General features: G+C 66.6%; 15 protein-coding genes. 9 read left to right on the top strand and 6 right to left on the bottom strand.

Annotated features, from left to right (window positions below):
• Window positions 1-54: 54 nt before the first annotated feature.
• A complete protein-coding gene (locus tag M1248_RS12175) occupies window positions 55-600 on the bottom strand; it encodes a hypothetical protein (RefSeq protein WP_317148488.1) in 546 nt (181 codons plus the stop codon).
• Between the two features lie 139 nt (window positions 601-739).
• On the opposite strand from M1248_RS12175, the gene M1248_RS12170 reads away from it, so the two are divergent.
• The gene (locus tag M1248_RS12170; RefSeq protein WP_317148659.1) at window positions 740-1,969 is read left to right on the top strand and encodes a mannosyltransferase; all 1,230 of its coding nucleotides are present in this window, start codon (window positions 740-742) and stop codon (window positions 1,967-1,969) included.
• Here the strand turns inward: M1248_RS12170 and M1248_RS12165 are convergent.
• A complete protein-coding gene (locus M1248_RS12165; protein ID WP_163730218.1) occupies window positions 1,947-2,231 on the bottom strand; it encodes a 4a-hydroxytetrahydrobiopterin dehydratase in 285 nt (94 codons plus the stop codon). The genes M1248_RS12170 and M1248_RS12165 overlap by 23 nt on opposite strands.
• 26 nt (window positions 2,232-2,257) lie before the next feature.
• On the opposite strand from M1248_RS12165, the gene M1248_RS12160 reads away from it, so the two are divergent.
• Entirely contained in the window at window positions 2,258-2,659 is a 402-nt protein-coding gene (locus tag M1248_RS12160; RefSeq protein WP_163730217.1) for a (deoxy)nucleoside triphosphate pyrophosphohydrolase, read from the top strand.
• 36 nt (window positions 2,660-2,695) lie between these two features.
• A complete protein-coding gene (locus M1248_RS12155) occupies window positions 2,696-3,796 on the top strand; it encodes a hypothetical protein (protein ID WP_317148487.1) in 1,101 nt (366 codons plus the stop codon).
• Between the two features lie 3 nt (window positions 3,797-3,799).
• Here the strand turns inward: M1248_RS12155 and M1248_RS12150 are convergent, their stop codons facing one another.
• The gene (locus M1248_RS12150; RefSeq protein ID WP_317148486.1) at window positions 3,800-4,066 is read right to left on the bottom strand and encodes a hypothetical protein; all 267 of its coding nucleotides are present in this window, start codon (window positions 4,064-4,066) and stop codon (window positions 3,800-3,802) included.
• Window positions 4,067-4,129: 63 nt separating this feature from the next.
• The gene (locus M1248_RS12145) at window positions 4,130-4,297 is read right to left on the bottom strand and encodes a hypothetical protein (protein ID WP_174262079.1); all 168 of its coding nucleotides are present in this window, start codon (window positions 4,295-4,297) and stop codon (window positions 4,130-4,132) included.
• 56 nt (window positions 4,298-4,353) lie between these two features.
• Here M1248_RS12145 and typA point away from each other — a divergent pair, with 56 nt between their 5' ends.
• Window positions 4,354-6,243: a translational GTPase TypA gene (typA, locus tag M1248_RS12140; RefSeq protein ID WP_163730213.1), complete on the top strand. Its 1,890-nt coding sequence runs from the start codon at window positions 4,354-4,356 to the stop codon at window positions 6,241-6,243.
• Window positions 6,244-6,328: 85 nt separating this feature from the next.
• On the top strand, window positions 6,329-8,197 hold the full coding sequence (locus tag M1248_RS12135) for an ABC transporter family substrate-binding protein (RefSeq protein WP_163737528.1): 1,869 nt from the start codon (window positions 6,329-6,331) through the stop codon (window positions 8,195-8,197).
• Here the strand turns inward: M1248_RS12135 and M1248_RS12130 are convergent.
• Window positions 8,191-9,429, bottom strand: a complete 1,239-nt coding sequence (locus M1248_RS12130) for a chloride channel protein (RefSeq protein WP_317148485.1) — start codon at window positions 9,427-9,429, stop codon at window positions 8,191-8,193. The genes M1248_RS12135 and M1248_RS12130 overlap by 7 nt on opposite strands.
• Before the next feature lie 39 nt (window positions 9,430-9,468).
• Here M1248_RS12130 and mshB point away from each other — a divergent pair, with 39 nt between their 5' ends.
• The 3 genes from mshB to M1248_RS12115 are packed head-to-tail and all read left to right on the top strand — an operon-like array spanning window position 9,469 to window position 10,887.
• The gene (gene mshB / locus M1248_RS12125; protein ID WP_317148484.1) at window positions 9,469-10,344 is read left to right on the top strand and encodes an N-acetyl-1-D-myo-inositol-2-amino-2-deoxy-alpha-D-glucopyranoside deacetylase; all 876 of its coding nucleotides are present in this window, start codon (window positions 9,469-9,471) and stop codon (window positions 10,342-10,344) included.
• Window positions 10,345-10,384: 40 nt separating this feature from the next.
• Window positions 10,385-10,507, top strand: a complete 123-nt coding sequence (locus M1248_RS12120) for a hypothetical protein (protein WP_286201668.1) — start codon at window positions 10,385-10,387, stop codon at window positions 10,505-10,507.
• Entirely contained in the window at window positions 10,459-10,887 is a 429-nt protein-coding gene (locus M1248_RS12115) for a hypothetical protein (protein WP_317148483.1), read from the top strand. Before M1248_RS12120 ends, M1248_RS12115 begins: the two co-directional genes overlap by 49 nt.
• 3 nt (window positions 10,888-10,890) lie before the next feature.
• Here M1248_RS12115 and M1248_RS12110 read toward each other — a convergent pair whose 3' ends face one another.
• Window positions 10,891-12,066: a hypothetical protein gene (locus M1248_RS12110; protein WP_317148482.1), complete on the bottom strand. Its 1,176-nt coding sequence runs from the start codon at window positions 12,064-12,066 to the stop codon at window positions 10,891-10,893.
• 214 nt (window positions 12,067-12,280) lie between these two features.
• Here M1248_RS12110 and M1248_RS12105 point away from each other — a divergent pair, with 214 nt between their 5' ends.
• Window positions 12,281-14,860 (top strand): bifunctional FO biosynthesis protein CofGH, encoded by a 2,580-nt coding sequence (locus M1248_RS12105; RefSeq protein WP_317148481.1) that lies wholly within the window; start codon window positions 12,281-12,283, stop codon window positions 14,858-14,860.
• Window positions 14,861-14,937: the final 77 nt, after the last annotated feature.

The raw sequence follows: 14,937 nt of genomic DNA, 5'->3' as shown, positions 1-14,937 counted from the left end.
GACTCCCCCTGAGAGTGGTTGTGGTGGTCTTCTCGGTCGACGTCGCCGCTGCCGTCAGGGCAGTGCCGACAACGGCAGCATCAGCGGTGCGGCACCGGCGGCGGGAAGCGCCGCGGGAGCGGCGGCCGCAGGAGCGGCCAGCGCGGGTGCGGCAGCCGTCGACGCCGCAGGCAGCAGCCCGGCCAACGGCGTTCCGGCGGGCAACAGCGATGCGAGACCGGTCAGCGGTGCCGCGGCTTCCGTCAGCAGGTTGGCCGGGTTGGCCGCAGGGGCAGCCGCCGTGGCGACCGGCGCTGCGGCGGGCAGTGCCGGAGCCTGCGGCAGGGTGACCGACGCGGTCGCGGTCTGCGGCGCCGCGGCGGGCGCGGCCGGGGTGGAGGCGGTGTTCAGCATCGACGTGAAGCCCTGCATGAGTTGCGTCGCTGCGGCCGGATTGGATGCGAGCTGCTGGATGAACGGCAGGCCCGGAACGCCGGGGGTGGGTGCAGGGGCAGGTGCTGCGGGCTGAGCGGAAGCGGTTCCGCTCAAGGCCAGTGCAGCCGTGACGGCTCCCGCGGCCGCAATCATCGTGGTCGCGAAGAGTTTTCTGGTGCTGTGCATGGTTCTCCCATTCAGGTTGGTCGGCACGCCTCGACCCGAAGCTACGGAGTTACTGGTGTTACTCAAGTGACACGTGTGGCATTTATTCAACCGTTACGGATGCGAGGGCTAACGGTTACCGGTCGATAGAGTCGTACGGATAGACACGCCGACCACCGCCTCGACCGCGTCGCGATTGCCTGCCCGACTGGCCGCCGCGGCGCCGATTCTGTTGGTGATCAGCATCGTCGTGCGCCTGGCGTGGACATACCTGGTGCCCAACGGGGCCAACTTCGTCGATCTGCACGTGTATGTCGGCGGCGCGGGCATGCTCGACCATCCGGGGACGCTCTACGACTACGTCTACGCCGACCAGACGCCGGACTTCCCGCTGCCGTTCACCTATCCGCCGTTCGCGGCCATCGTGTTCTACCCGCTGCACCTGCTGCCGTTCGGACTCGTCGCCTTCGCCTGGCAACTCGGGCTTTTCGCGGCGTTGTATGGAGTCGTACGGATGAGTCAGCGGCTGCTGGCCGCCGGAGCCGCCCCGGCGGCGACATCGGGCGCCGGAGGCGACCATCGAACGGCGATGCTGTGGACGGCCGTCGGCATCTGGATCGAACCCCTGCGCAGCACGTTCGACTACGGCCAGATCAACGTGCTGCTGGTGCTCGCGGTGCTGTACGCGGTGTACAGCACGCGATGGTGGGTGTCGGGGCTACTGGTCGGCCTCGCGGCCGGGGTGAAGCTGACACCCGCGGTGGCGGGGCTGTACTTCCTCGGCGCCCGCCGGTGGGCCGCTGTCGTGTTCTCGGCGGTCGTCTTCTTCGCGACGGTGGGGATTTCGTGGCTGATCATCGGCGGCGAAACCCGTTACTACTTCACCGAATTGCTCGGCGACGCGTCCCGGGTGGGACCAATCGGGACGTCGTTCAACCAGTCATGGCGCGGCGGGATATCCCGGATACTCGGACACGACGCGGGTTACGGGCCGTTGGTGCTGGCCGGCATCGCGGTGACGGCCGTACTGGCGGTGCTGGCATGGCGCGCGATCGGCGGGGCGTCCGACCGACTCGGGGCGATTGTCGTCGTACAGCTGTTCGGCCTCCTGCTGTCGCCGATCTCATGGACGCATCACTGGGTGTGGCTCATCCCGTTGATGATCTGGCTGCTGCACGGTCCATTGCGGGACCGGCTCGGCGCGAAGGTGCTGGGGTGGGGCTGGCTGGTGCTGACCCTGATCGGGGTGCCGTGGCTGCTGAGCTTTGCGCAGCCGACGATCTGGGTCATCTCCCGTCCGTGGTACCTGGCCTGGGCGGGGCTGATCTACATCGTCGCCACGCTGGTAACGCTGGCGTGGATCGCCGCTACTGGCCGACGATCGCGTTGATCTCCTTCGCCATCTCGACGTCCTTGTCGGTGATACCGCCCTCGGAGTGTGTCACCAACACAAAAGTGACTGTCCGCCAACGGATGTCGATGTCGGGATGATGATCTTTCTCTTCGGCCTTCTCGCCGACGCGCCGCACCGCGTCGATACCGTCCAGAAAGGCTCCGAATTTGATCGACCGGCGCAGGGCGCCGTCGGCGCGTTCCCAGCCGTCGAGATCGGGCAGTGCGGCGTCCACTTGGTCGTCCGTCAATACAGCCATGCTTGTTAGGTATACCGTCAGCCGCAGTGTCAAACCAGAAGCCGAATCAGATCGTCGTCGCCGGAGCTCTAATCGCGGCTAACGCACTGCTGGTCGCTCAACGTGACAGGCCGCCGGCCCTGGCCGGCCTATGGGAACTGCCCGGCGGCAAGGTGGCCGCGGGTGAGACGGACGAGGCCGCGCTCGTCCGTGAACTCAAGGAGGAACTGGGCGTCGATGTGACTGTGGGCGCCCGCCTCGGAGTCGACGTCGCGCTCACTCCGGCGACCGCGCTGCGCGCCTACCGGGTCACCCAGACCGGTGGCGCCTTGCATCCGAACGACCACCGCGCGCTGCGCTGGATCACCGTCGACGAACTCGACGACCTGGACTGGGTGCCCGCCGACCGAACGTGGCTTGCCGAACTGCGCGCCGCGCTGACGAGTTGATCCGCAGCTCGTCGACGCACATTATTCTTCCGGTCCATGCGCGTGCTGCGTTTCATCTGGCAAGGGGTGCTGGCCTTTGACCGGGCCGGCAGCCGGATACCGCAACTCACCCAGATCTGGCTCATCGAGTTCTTCTTCGCGGTGCCGCTGATGTTCTTCATCGGCAAGGTCATCGACATCCGCGGTGCATTCGGTGTGCCGGGAACCGGTGAGTCGTCCCCCGCAAGCGGGTGGTACCCCCAGCCCGGCGTCTTCTGGGGCGCGCTCGTGGTCTCGCTTGTCTTCGGGTTCTTCTTCTTTCGCAGTTTGGTTCGGCCGCGCGTGGTGCGCGGGTCGTGGACCCCGATGGTCAGTGCCGACATCGGCGACGTCACCGTCTACGGCGGAAATCGCCAGTGGACGACGAGCTACGACTATCTGACCAGCCACCCGTCGTACGCGCTTCTCCTGCTCATCACCGCCCCGATCCCGGCCACGATGGTGTTGATGACCCTCAACCACGGGGACAGCACGTTCTACTGGCGGGTGTCGGGAATCGTCGGGCTGATCATCCTCGCGCTGATGGCGCTGGCACGCGTATTGGCTTGGTATGTCTTTCGATTCGGCCGCAGACAACTCGACAACCAGGCCCAGTCCAAGGGTGTGTCCGAGCGTCGATTGGGGTGGGAGATCGCCTGGAAGCCCGTGCTGATGTTGATGGTCATGATGTACGCGATCGTCTGCATCCCGTTGGGAATCATGTTCTGGCAGCAGGACCGTGAGATCGCCGCACTTCCCGTGGTCACGGTCAACGACTCCGTCGACGCCGGCAAGTACTTTCGCGTGGAGGGGGCGCTCGCTTCTGAACCGGTCTACTGGGCGCCGCGGGGGACCGGCCGTGGCGGCAACAACTACTCCGGCGCGGGGGTCCTTGTCGAATTACCCTCCGGCGGTGAGGCATTGGTTCTCGCCGAATCATTGTCGGTGCCTGACTTCAAAGGCGCCATGGACGACGTGAAGAACGGTGAGATCCAGACCCAGGGCAAGGTGATCGATTCCATCACCGAGGACCAGGGGGAGTACTACGGATTCGACGCAAACGACTTCGGCGATCCGCCGTCCGACGGACGCGTGATGCTGCTGCTGTCGTACCCCTAGCGCTCAGTAACGCAGCGAGTCGGTGAGCACCCGCACCCGCGCATTCGGGTGAGTCACCGCATGCAGCGGATGTAGCAGCAACGGGTGGCGGCAATGCGGGCAGGACGCCTGTGGCTCTCTCGTCGACGCTGTGGTCAGGTGATGGCACGCGGAGCAATGCACCACGTGAAATCTGCCGATCCAGTTGAGCAAGCCGAGGTAGATCGCCAGCGTCGCGGCCGAAGCCACCACGAAGATCAGCGCAATGGTCGCAACCTCGTAAACCGTCACATCGGCACCTCCAAACCGCACCTGAACACGCCTGACGGATGCCTTTAAAGGTACTCCGGGGGCTCAGTTCTTGCGGGCGCGCTGGTAGATCTTTTCGAGCTCCTTGCCGCGGGTGCCCATTAGTTCGGCCTTACGCACTTTGTGCAGTACCAGCGGGCATTTCTTGCACCTGGGCTTGCTGCGGCAGCACTTTTTCTTCGGTTTTATGTCGAGCAGCTTGCTGGCCTTCACGTGAGCTGTCTCTCTCGTTTTCGCGATTGACTACCCGCACTGCGACACTTACCGGCGTGGATTTCAGGAATGTCGCCATTGTTGCGCACGTCGATCATGGGAAGACGACCCTGGTCGATGCGATGCTGCGGCAATCCGGCGCCCTGACCCACCGCGGTGACGATGCCATCGAGCGGTTGATGGACTCCGGCGACCTGGAGAAGGAAAAGGGCATCACCATCCTGGCGAAGAACACCGCCGTCCACCGTCGCCACCCCGACGGCAGCATGACCGTCATCAACGTCATCGACACCCCCGGGCACGCGGATTTCGGTGGGGAGGTCGAACGTGGGCTGTCCATGGTCGACGGGGTCTTGCTGCTGGTCGACGCGTCCGAGGGCCCCCTACCGCAGACCCGCTTCGTGCTGCGCAAGGCGCTGGCCGCGCATCTGCCGGTGATCCTGGTGGTCAACAAGACCGATCGGCCCGATGCCCGCATCGCCGAAGTGGTGTCCGACAGCCACGATCTGCTGCTCGACGTCGCCTCCGACCTCGACGAGGAGGCCCAGAAGGCCGCCGAGGACGCGCTCGGGCTGCCCACGCTGTACGCCTCGGGCCGTGCCGGTATCGCCAGCACCGTCGAACCCGCCAACGGCGAGAACCCCGACGGCGAGAACCTGGACCCGCTGTTCGACGTGCTTCTCGAACACATCCCGCCGCCCAAGGGCGACCCGGAGGCCCCCCTGCAGGCCCTGGTGACCAACCTCGACGCGTCGGCGTTTCTCGGTCGCCTCGCGCTGATCCGCATCTACAAGGGGCGGATTCGCAAGGGGCAGCAGGTCGCCTGGATGCGTGAGGTCGACGGTCATCCCGTCATCACGAACGCGAAGATCACCGAGCTTCTGGTGACCGAGGGCGTGGAACGTACCTCCACCGACGAGGCCATCGCGGGCGACATCGTCGCGGTGGCGGGCATCCCGGAGATCATGATCGGCGACACGCTGGCCGACACCGAGCACGCACACGCGCTGCCGCGCATCACCGTCGACGAGCCCGCGATCTCGGTGACCATCGGCACCAACACCTCACCGCTGGCGGGCAAGGTCTCCGGGCACAAGCTCACCGCGCGCATGGTGAAGTCACGACTGGACACCGAACTCGTCGGCAACGTGTCGATCAAGGTCGTCGACATCGACCGGCCCGACGCGTGGGAGGTGCAGGGCCGAGGTGAACTCGCACTGGCCGTGCTCGTCGAGCAGATGCGCCGCGAAGGCTTCGAGCTGACCGTGGGCAAGCCGCAGGTGGTCACCCGCACCATCGACGGCAAGTTGCACGAGCCGTTCGAGGCGATGACGATCGACTGTCCCGACGAGTTCGTCGGAGCGATCACCCAGTTGATGGCGGCTCGCAAGGGCCGCATGGAAGAGATGACCAACCACGCCGCGGGGTGGGTGCGGATGGACTTCATCGTGCCGAGCCGCGGCCTGATCGGCTTCCGCACCGACTTCCTGACGTTGACCCGCGGCACCGGGATCGCGAACGCCGTATTCGACGGCTACCGCCCGTGGGCGGGTGAGATCCGCGCCCGCCACACCGGATCGTTGGTGTCGGACCGGTCGGGCTCGATCACGCCGTTCGCGATGATTCAGCTGGCCGACCGCGGCCAATTCTTCGTCGAACCGGGCCAGGACACCTACGAGGGCCAGGTGGTCGGGATCAACCCGCGCGCCGAGGATCTCGACGTGAACGTGACGCGCGAGAAGAAGCTGACCAACATGCGGTCGTCGACGGCCGATGTCATGGAGACGCTGGCCCGTCCGCTCGAGTTGACGCTTGAACAGGCGATGGAGTTCTGCGCCGAGGACGAGTGCGTCGAGGTCACGCCCGAGGTGGTTCGCGTTCGCAAGGTCGAACTGGATGCCACCTTGCGTGCCCGCGCGAAGTCCCGCGCCAAAGCCCGGGGCTAGCGCTGGCCGAGACGGCCGAGCGGCTGCCGATACCCTGAACACCGTGCCGAGGCCAGTACGCGTCATAGTCGCGATATCCGCGCTGATGACGCTCATCTCCGGCTGCACCGTGAGCCCGCCGCCGGCTCCGCAGAGCACCGACACCACAGAGACGACGGCTCCGCCTCCGCCGAAGGCGTCGCAGATCATCATGGCCATCGACTGGATCGGTCCGGGCTTCAATCCGCACCTGCTGGCCGACCAGTCACCGGTGAACGCCGCCATCAGTTCACTGGTACTGCCCAGCTCGTTCCGGCCGGTGCCGGATCCCAACACCCCGACCGGATCGCGATGGGAACTCGACACCACGCTGCTGGAGTCGGCGGAAGTCACCAGTCGGGATCCGTTCACCGTCACCTACACGATCCGGCCCGAGGCGTCATGGACCGACAACGCCCCGATCGGCGCCGACGATTTCTGGTACCTGTGGCAGCAGATGGTGAGCCAGCCCGGGGTCGTCGACCCCGCAGGCTATGACCTCATCACCGGCGTGCAGTCGATCGAGGGTGGCAAGACCGCGGTGGTGACCTTCTCGCAGCCCTATCCGGCCTGGCGCGAGTTGTTCAACAACATCCTGCCCGCCCACATCGTCAAGGACATCCCGGGCGGATTCGCGGCGGGCCTGGCTCGCGCGCTGCCGGTCACCGGCGGTCAGTTCCGGGTCGAGAACATCGACCCTCAGCGCGACGAGATCCTGCTGGCACGCAATGACCGCTTCTGGAGCGCGCCCGCCAAACCCGATCTGATCCTGTTGAGGCGCGGCGGGGACGCGGCCGCCCTCGCCGATTCGATCCGCAATGGAGACACACAGGTGGCCCAGGTCCACGGCGGTGCGGCCACCTTCGCGCAACTCTCGGCGATTCCGGACGTCCGGACGGCGCGGATCGTCACGCCGCGCGTCATGCAGTTGTCGCTGCGGGCACAACAGCCCGCGCTCGCGGATTCCCAAGTGCGCAAGGCGATTTTCGGGTTGCTGGACGTCGACCTGCTCGCCGCGGTGGGGGCCGGTGACGACAACACTGTGACGCTGGCGCAGGCGCAGGTGCGATCGCCGTCCGATCCCGGCTACGTGCCGACCGCGCCGCCCGCGATCTCGAAAGAGGATGCGCTGGAACTGCTCGTCGACGCCGGCTACGTGGTGGAGCCGGTCGAATCGCCGACACCGGCGACACCCGGTACGCCCGCTCCGGACAACGACCGCGGCCGCATCATCAAGGACGGGGTGCCGCTGTCGTTGGTGCTCGGTGTCGCCGCCAACGATCCGACCTCGGTCGCGGTCGCCAACACCGCCGCCGACCAACTGCGCAACGTGGGCATCGAAGCATCCGTATCGGCGCTCGACCCGGTGGCGCTCTATGGCGACGCGCTGACGAACAACCGCGTCGACGCCGTCGTCGGCTGGCATCAGGCCGGCGGTGACCTCGCCACGGCGCTGGCATCGCGCTACGGCTGCCGCGCGCTCGAGGCCACCGCGATCGCGACGACCGAGCCGGAAACGTCTGCGCCGCAGACATCAACCCCGGAGACCCCAGAGACCCCGGAGACCACCTCGACCACAACCGCGACCGCGCCGACGACCGCGCGGCCGGCCCCGTCCACAACGGCGACGTCGACCACCCCGGAAAGTCCCGCGCCGGAAAACAGCGAGTTGGTCCAGGCGCCAAGCAATATCACCGGTATCTGCGATCGCAGCCTGCAGCCGAAGATCGACGCCGCACTCGACGGCAGCGAGCCCATCGACGCCGTCATCACCGCGGTGGAACCGCGACTGTGGAACATGTCGACGGTGCTGCCGATTCTGCAGGACACCACGATCGTCGCGGCCGGGCCGAGCGTGCAGAACGTCAAGTTGTCCGGCGCCGTGCCGATCGGCATCGTCGGCGACGCCGGTACGTGGGTGAAAACCCGTCAGTGAGAGGGTAATTGGTCCTCGCGGCGTTCGCGCATCAAACGCAGGCCGTGCGCGGCATATGCCGCGATCGCGAACACGGCGAGAAACCAGTACGGCGGGTGCGCCAGTTCCCACACGAACAACGCCGCAAAGAGCGGGGAGCGCTGGGTGATCGCCAGGACCCCGGCCGCACATGTAAGCGCCAGCGCCGACACGTGGATATCGATGTCCGCCAGCTGATTGAGCACAAGTGCGACCACCGACCCGGTGGCCGCGCCGGTGGCCAAGGCGGGGGTGAGCAGGCCGCCGACGGCCCCGGCGCGCAGAAACCCTGCTGTCAGAAGCGGTTTCAACAGCAGGATGACGCAGGCGGCGCCGAGGGTCATCCCGCTGTCGACAGCCACCGTCAGAATGCTTCGCCCGTTGCCGGGTAGTTCTGGGTACCAGATCGAGCAGATGCCGGTCAGCAGACCGGCCGCCGCGATCGCGGGGATCAGGATCCAGGACTTGTACTGCACCTTGGGGCGCGCGGCGTCCATCATCCGGTTGAACGCCAGACCGATGGCTCCGGCCAGCGGTGCGACGGCCAGCGCGAGGAACGCGAACAGATAGGACGTCGACGCGTCCGGCCAATCCAGCGGGTGTTCGAGATGGGTGACGGGCGCGGCGACCGCGACCGCGAGGCTCGAGGTGATCAGCGCTGTGCCCAGCACCCGCGGATGCCAGCTGCCCAGCAGGATCTGCGCGGCGAACAAGGCCCCGCCCAGCGGCACGCTGTAGACCGCACCCAGTCCGGCGCCCGCCGCGCAGGCGAGCAGAATCTCACGGTCGCGCGCCGTGAGCGACAGCCGCGTGGTGCCGAAATCGCCTAGTGCAGCGGACAGTTGACGGGGTGCGCCTTCGCGCCCCAGCGACGCCCCCGCGCCGACGAGCAGCACTTGGAGGAACGCGTCGATGGACATCGCGACCCGGGGGATGGGCCGGTGCTCCTTGATGGTTCCGGCGAGCGGGGGAACGGCGGTGCGCCGTCGTAGCATCCACCACCCGAAGCCGGCGAGCGCACCGCCGACCATCGGACCGACCGCGCGCCGCACCGGACTACTGCCGCCGACACCGGACAGCAGCGTGCCGAAGGAGTAGTGGTACGTCAGATGTTCGATCGCGTGCAGCAGCAGCGTGGTCGCCGCGCCCGCCACCCCGGCGAGCAGTCCGACGATGATGATCGCGCATACGAACTCGAGGGTGCGGCGCGACACCAAGTGAATCTAGCCCCAATCATCGTGCAAGCTGTGCCAATGGAGAGTCCACGGCTGCTGTTCGTCCACGCGCATCCCGACGACGAGACGTTGACGACGGGCGCGACGATCGCGCACTACGTCGCCCGGGGTGCGCGGGTGCGGGTGGTCACGTGCACCCTGGGCGAGGAGGGCGAGGTGATCGGCGACCAGTGGGCGCACCTGGCCGTCGACAAGGCCGACCAACTCGGCGGGTTTCGCATCGGTGAGCTGACGGCGGCACTGCAGGCGCTCGGTGTCCACGAGCCCGTCTTCCTCGGCGGCGCCGGCCGCTGGCGAGACTCGGGGATGGAAGGGACGCCGTCACGACGTCATCGACGCTTCATCGACGCCGATCCCGCGGAGGCGGTGGGCGCGCTGGTCGCGATCATTCGTGAGCTGCGCCCGCACGTCGTCGTCACCTACGACCCGAACGGCGGCTACGGGCACCCCGACCACATCCACACCCACGAAGTGACGATGGCGGCGGTTGTGGCGTCGGCTGGCTCCGAATATCCGGGCGAGCCGTGGATCGTGCCGAAGGTGTACTGGACCGTGCTCTCGACGACGGCGATCGCCGAGGGTCTGAACGCGCTCGAAGATGTGCCAGACGAATGGATCCGGGTGTCCATCGACGACGTGTCGTTCGGTCATCCCGACGAGGCGATCGACGCGGTCATCGACGTCCCGGATCAGCTGCCTGCCAAGGTGGCAGCCCTGCGGGCGCACGCCACCCAGGTCACCGTCGCGCCCAACGACCGCTCGCTGGCGCTGTCGAACAACATCGCTCTGCCGGTCGGCGCCGTCGAGCACTACATCCTGGTGTCGGGCGAGGCGGGCGCCCGCGACCGTCGCGGGTGGGAAACCGATCTGCTTGCGGGTCTGAACCTCGAATAGCGGGGGCTCAACGGGGTAAGCTCCCCGTCAACTGGTGCGCGTGGAAGGGACGACAATGGACCCCGATCTGGATCCGAACCTGCAGCACTGGCAGGACCGGCTCGACAACTTTCAGTGGGTCATCGGTTCGATCGCCAGCGTGATCGACAGCATCCCGACCTGACCTCGCCCGCTCCCAGCGCTGACTATCAGCGCGTCGCTGTTCTGACGCTGCTCGCCATCGACGGTGTCCTCTGCGCGATCCTCGCGTCGTTCTTTCTCCCGTTCTACCTCGGCACGTGGCCGTTTCCGATCAGCGCGCTGATCGGTGGCCTGATGAATGCCGCACTGGTGTGGGCCGCGCTGCATTGGACCTCGTCGCCGAGAACGGCGGCGGTGCCGCTGTTCACCTGGCTGCTGACCGTTGCGCTGCTGTCGCTGGGCGGACCCGGCGACGACATCGTCTACGGCGGCGCCGGGGTCATGGCCTACGGGACCCTGCTGCTGATCGCACTCGGCACGCTGCCCCCCGCAGCGGTGCTGTGGCGTCACATGAACGCCTGAGTGTCACTTTGCGTCGGCGGTGTCTCCGGCGCCTGGGTCACCCGGGCTGCCCGCGCCGTCATCATTTGATGACGGCGCCTTGGTCACCTTCGGTGCCAGTGACTGTGCAAGTTCGGCCAGCTTCGTGGTCAGGCTGCCGGTACGCGACCCGGTCGTGCTCGGGCCGTGGAACGACCGTCCACCCGGCGCGGTGACGAGGGAGTGGCGGATCTGACCTTGCGCGCGGACCGTTCCGGGCGAATTGGTCGGCTCAGTCGCGCCCTCGGTCTGATTCTCGAGTTGATCGGTTGCCGGACCGGGGTTGGTCTCCCCGGTGGCGACGATCGCTTCGATCTGCTCTTCCCCGCCAGTGCCCAGGCCTCCGTCGAGTTCGCCGGCACCTTCCTCGTGCGTTAGCTCGTCACCTTGGGTGAGCTCTTCCCCTCCGCCCAAGAATTCCTCGTGCGTGGGCAGTTCACCGAGGTTTTCGGTTCCCGCCTGCTCTGCAGTCTGGCCAAAGAGTGACGTCGTCCTCAACTCGGCATCCGCATCTTCCGCGGCTAGGGGGCCGATGGGGGGAATCGGGGGTAGCGGTGGCAGCCAGAAAGCCAATTGATCGTTCGCCAGGTAGATGAACGAGTTGATGGTGTCGATTCCGACGTTGACCAATCCCTGCCCAAAGCTGATGTTCCCCCCGAGCCAGTCGGCGATGTTGAACGTGATGCTTCGTACGATGCGTTCGCCGAAATCGTAGAAAATCGAGATCTGGGGGGCCAGCCATCCCACGTAGGGAACCCAGCCAACGGCGTAGGCAGCGACGTCGAATCCCCACTCCACCCACGGTTCGATGGCGTTGTAGACGTTCTTGATAGTGCTGTCGATCGAATTGCCGACGATGACCGGCGGGAAGTTGGGCTCCGGGAATTCGGCACCGAGGCTCGGCGGCACGATGATTCGTTCGAGCCATTCGATGAGGAGATTCGGCAGGTCGACAGATGCGACTGACGGCCCGAGTAGCGCCTCTGACGATTTGCGCTGGTATGTGAGCCAGGGGGGTTGCAGTGGCTCCACCGCCGCCGCCAGCCGGACCGCCCGATCCGGCGCGGGCGCGTCGGAGGGATGCACCGGAGCGATCACGGCCGCGCTTACTGCGAGCATGCTCACCCCCGCCGCCATTGCCGAGCGTGCAGAGTGTTTCATGTTGTCCTCCCGGAAAGCCCCGACTCCGATAACCTACGCCACTGTTTGCTCGTGCGTAAATGGACCGCACCTTTTGCTTTGCTGACGTCGCCCACCCGGCGGTGGCGCACCGACTGCGTCAATTGGCGGACTAATGTGACCGATATGTCAGGCGCCCATGTTTCAGAATGTGAGACGCGCGGATGATCTTCGACGGACGCGGGGTTACACGGGAGTGGCTCTGAACCCCCAGCATGGCGCCGATCTGCCCAGCCCGGTGATCCCACCGAAGTCAGGCACACCCAGCCCTGCAGGCCTGCGGCGCGTACTGCGCCGCGCCCGCGACGGCGTGGCACTCAATGTCGAGGAAGCAGCGATCGCGATGACCGCGCGTGGGGATGACCTCGCGGATCTGTGCGCCAGTGCGGCCCGCGTGCGTGATGCCGGCCTCGAAGCGGCCGGCCGACGCGGTCCGACCGGACGGCTGCCGGTGAGTTACTCGCGCAAGGTGTTCATCCCCGTCACTCATCTGTGCCGAGACACCTGCCACTACTGCACATTCGTCACGGTCCCCGGCAAGCTGCGGGCACAGGGCCTCGGCATGTACATGGAGCCCGACGAGATCCTCGAGGTCGCCCGTCGCGGTGCCGAAATGGGTTGCAAGGAAGCGCTGTTCACGCTCGGTGACCGGCCTGAGGCGCGTTGGGACGAGGCCCGGCAGTGGCTCGACGAGCGCGGCTATGACTCGACGCTGGACTACGTCCGGGCGATGGCCATCCGGGTGCTGGAGGAAACCGGGCTGCTGCCGCACCTGAATCCCGGCGTGATGAGCTGGTCGGAGTTGAGCCGGCTCAAGCCGGTGGCCCCGTCGATGGGCATGATGCTGGAGACCACCTCGCGGCGCCTGTTCGAGACCAAGGGACTGGCCCACTACGGCAGCCCGGACAAGGATCCGGAAGTCAGGCTGCGCACGCTGGCCGACGCCGGCCGTCTGTCGATCCCCTTCACGACCGGAATGCTCGTCGGGATCGGCGAAACGCTGGAAGAGCGTGCCGAAACCATCCATGCGATCCGGCGATCGCACAAGGAGTTCGGACACGTTCAGGAAGTGATCGTGCAGAACTTCCGGGCCAAGGACCACACCGCGATGGCGGCGACGCCGGATGCCGGCTTCGAGGACTTCGTCGCGACGATCGCGGTGACGCGCCTGGTGATGGGACCCAAGGTCCGCATCCAGGCGCCACCGAACCTGGTGTCGCGCCAGGAATGCCTGGCGCTGATCGGCGCCGGAGTCGACGACTGGGGCGGGGTGTCGCCGCTGACCCCCGACCACGTCAACCCCGAGCGGCCCTGGCCCGCGCTCGACGAGCTGTCCGCGGTCACGGCAGAGGCCGGTTACGACTTGGTGCAGCGTTTGACTGCTCAGCCGCAATACGTGCAGGCCGGTGCCGCGTGGATCGACCCGCGGGTACGTGGGCATGTCGACGCGCTGGCCGACCCCGAGACCGGTCTGGCCTTGGACGTCAACCCCACCGGACGGCCATGGCAGGAACCCGACGAGGCCTGGGAGTCTCTCGGTCGCACCGACCTTCACTCGGCCATCGACGATGCCGGCCGCCTCACCGAGACGCGCAGCGATCTGGGAAGTGCGTTCGGCGACTGGGAGTCGATCCGCGAGAAGGTGCACGAACTGGCCGCCCAGGCTCCTGAACGCATCGACACCGACGTGCTTTCGGCGCTGCGCTCCGCCGAGCGCGATCCGGCCGCACTCTCCGACGACGCATACCTGGCCCTCGCAATGGCGGACGGCCCGGCGCTGGATGCTGTTGCCGCACTGGCGGACTCATTGCGGCGCGATGTCGTCGGCGACGACGTGACCTTCGTCGTCAACCGCAACATCAACTTCACCAACATCTGCTACACCGGCTGCCGGTTCTGCGCGTTCGCCCAGCGCAAGGGTGACGCGGACGCGTTCTCGCTTTCGGTCGACGAGGTCGCCGACCGTGCATGGGAGGCGCACGTCGCGGGTGCGACCGAGGTGTGTATGCAGGGCGGTATCGATCCGGAGTTGCCCGTCACGGGCTACGCCGATCTGGTGCGCGCGGTCAAGGCACGCGTGCCGTCGATGCATGTGCATGCGTTCTCGCCGATGGAGATCGCCAACGGAGTCACCAAGAGCGGCACCAGCATTCGGGACTGGCTCACCGAGCTTCGTGAGGCGGGACTGGGTTCCATCCCGGGCACCGCCGCCGAGATCCTCGACGACGAGGTCCGCTGGGTGCTGACCAAGGGCAAGCTGCCGACGTCGATGTGGATCGAGGTCGTCAGCACCGCGCACGAAGTCGGGCTGCGGTCGAGTTCGACGATGATGTACGGCCACGTCGATTCACCGCGACACTGGGTCGGCCACCTTCGCGTGCTGCGTGAGATCCAGGACCGCACCGGCGGATTCACCGAATTCGTACCGCTTCCATTCGTTCATCAGAGTTCCCCGCTTTACCTTGCGGGTGGCGCGCGGCCGGGGCCGACGCACCGCGACAACCGCGCCGTGCATGCGCTGGCGCGAATCATGCTGCACGGCAGGATCGACAACATCCAGACCAGCTGGGTCAAGCTCGGTGTCGAGCGCACGCAGGTGATGCTCAATGGTGGTGCCAACGATCTGGGCGGGACGTTGATGGAGGAGACCATCTCGCGGATGGCCGGTTCGGAGTTCGGCTCGGCCAAGAGCGTCGAGGAGCTCACCTCGATCGCCGAGGGCATCGGCCGGCCGGCGCGACAGCGCTCCACGACATACACGCCTCTGGCTGCCTAGCCTTACCTAACAAGAAGTGCCTGAAACGCACTGCTGCGCCTGGCTTTACGGAAACTCGACGCAAAAAAGAACGCTCC

The sequence above is a fragment of the Mycobacterium sp. 29Ha genome, assembly GCF_032883055.1.
Classification (GTDB): Bacteria; Actinomycetota; Actinomycetes; order Mycobacteriales; family Mycobacteriaceae; genus Mycobacterium; species Mycobacterium gallinarum.
Note: the sequence above shows the minus strand (reverse complement) of the source record. Positions and strands in the feature narration are given on the sequence as shown.

Excerpts from the sequence above, each read along its gene's own strand:
- M1248_RS12175 (WP_317148488.1), bottom strand. The coding sequence starts at position 600 with ATGCACAGCACCAGAAAACTCTTCGCGACCACGATGATTGCGGCCGCG.
- M1248_RS12165 (WP_163730218.1), bottom strand. The coding sequence starts at position 2,231 with ATGGCTGTATTGACGGACGACCAAGTGGACGCCGCACTGCCCGATCTC.
- M1248_RS12155 (WP_317148487.1), top strand. The coding sequence starts at position 2,696 with ATGCGCGTGCTGCGTTTCATCTGGCAAGGGGTGCTGGCCTTTGACCGG.
- M1248_RS12135 (WP_163737528.1), top strand. The coding sequence starts at position 6,329 with ATGACGCTCATCTCCGGCTGCACCGTGAGCCCGCCGCCGGCTCCGCAG.
- mshB (WP_317148484.1), top strand. The coding sequence starts at position 9,469 with ATGGAGAGTCCACGGCTGCTGTTCGTCCACGCGCATCCCGACGACGAG.
- M1248_RS12110 (WP_317148482.1), bottom strand. The coding sequence starts at position 12,066 with ATGAAACACTCTGCACGCTCGGCAATGGCGGCGGGGGTGAGCATGCTC.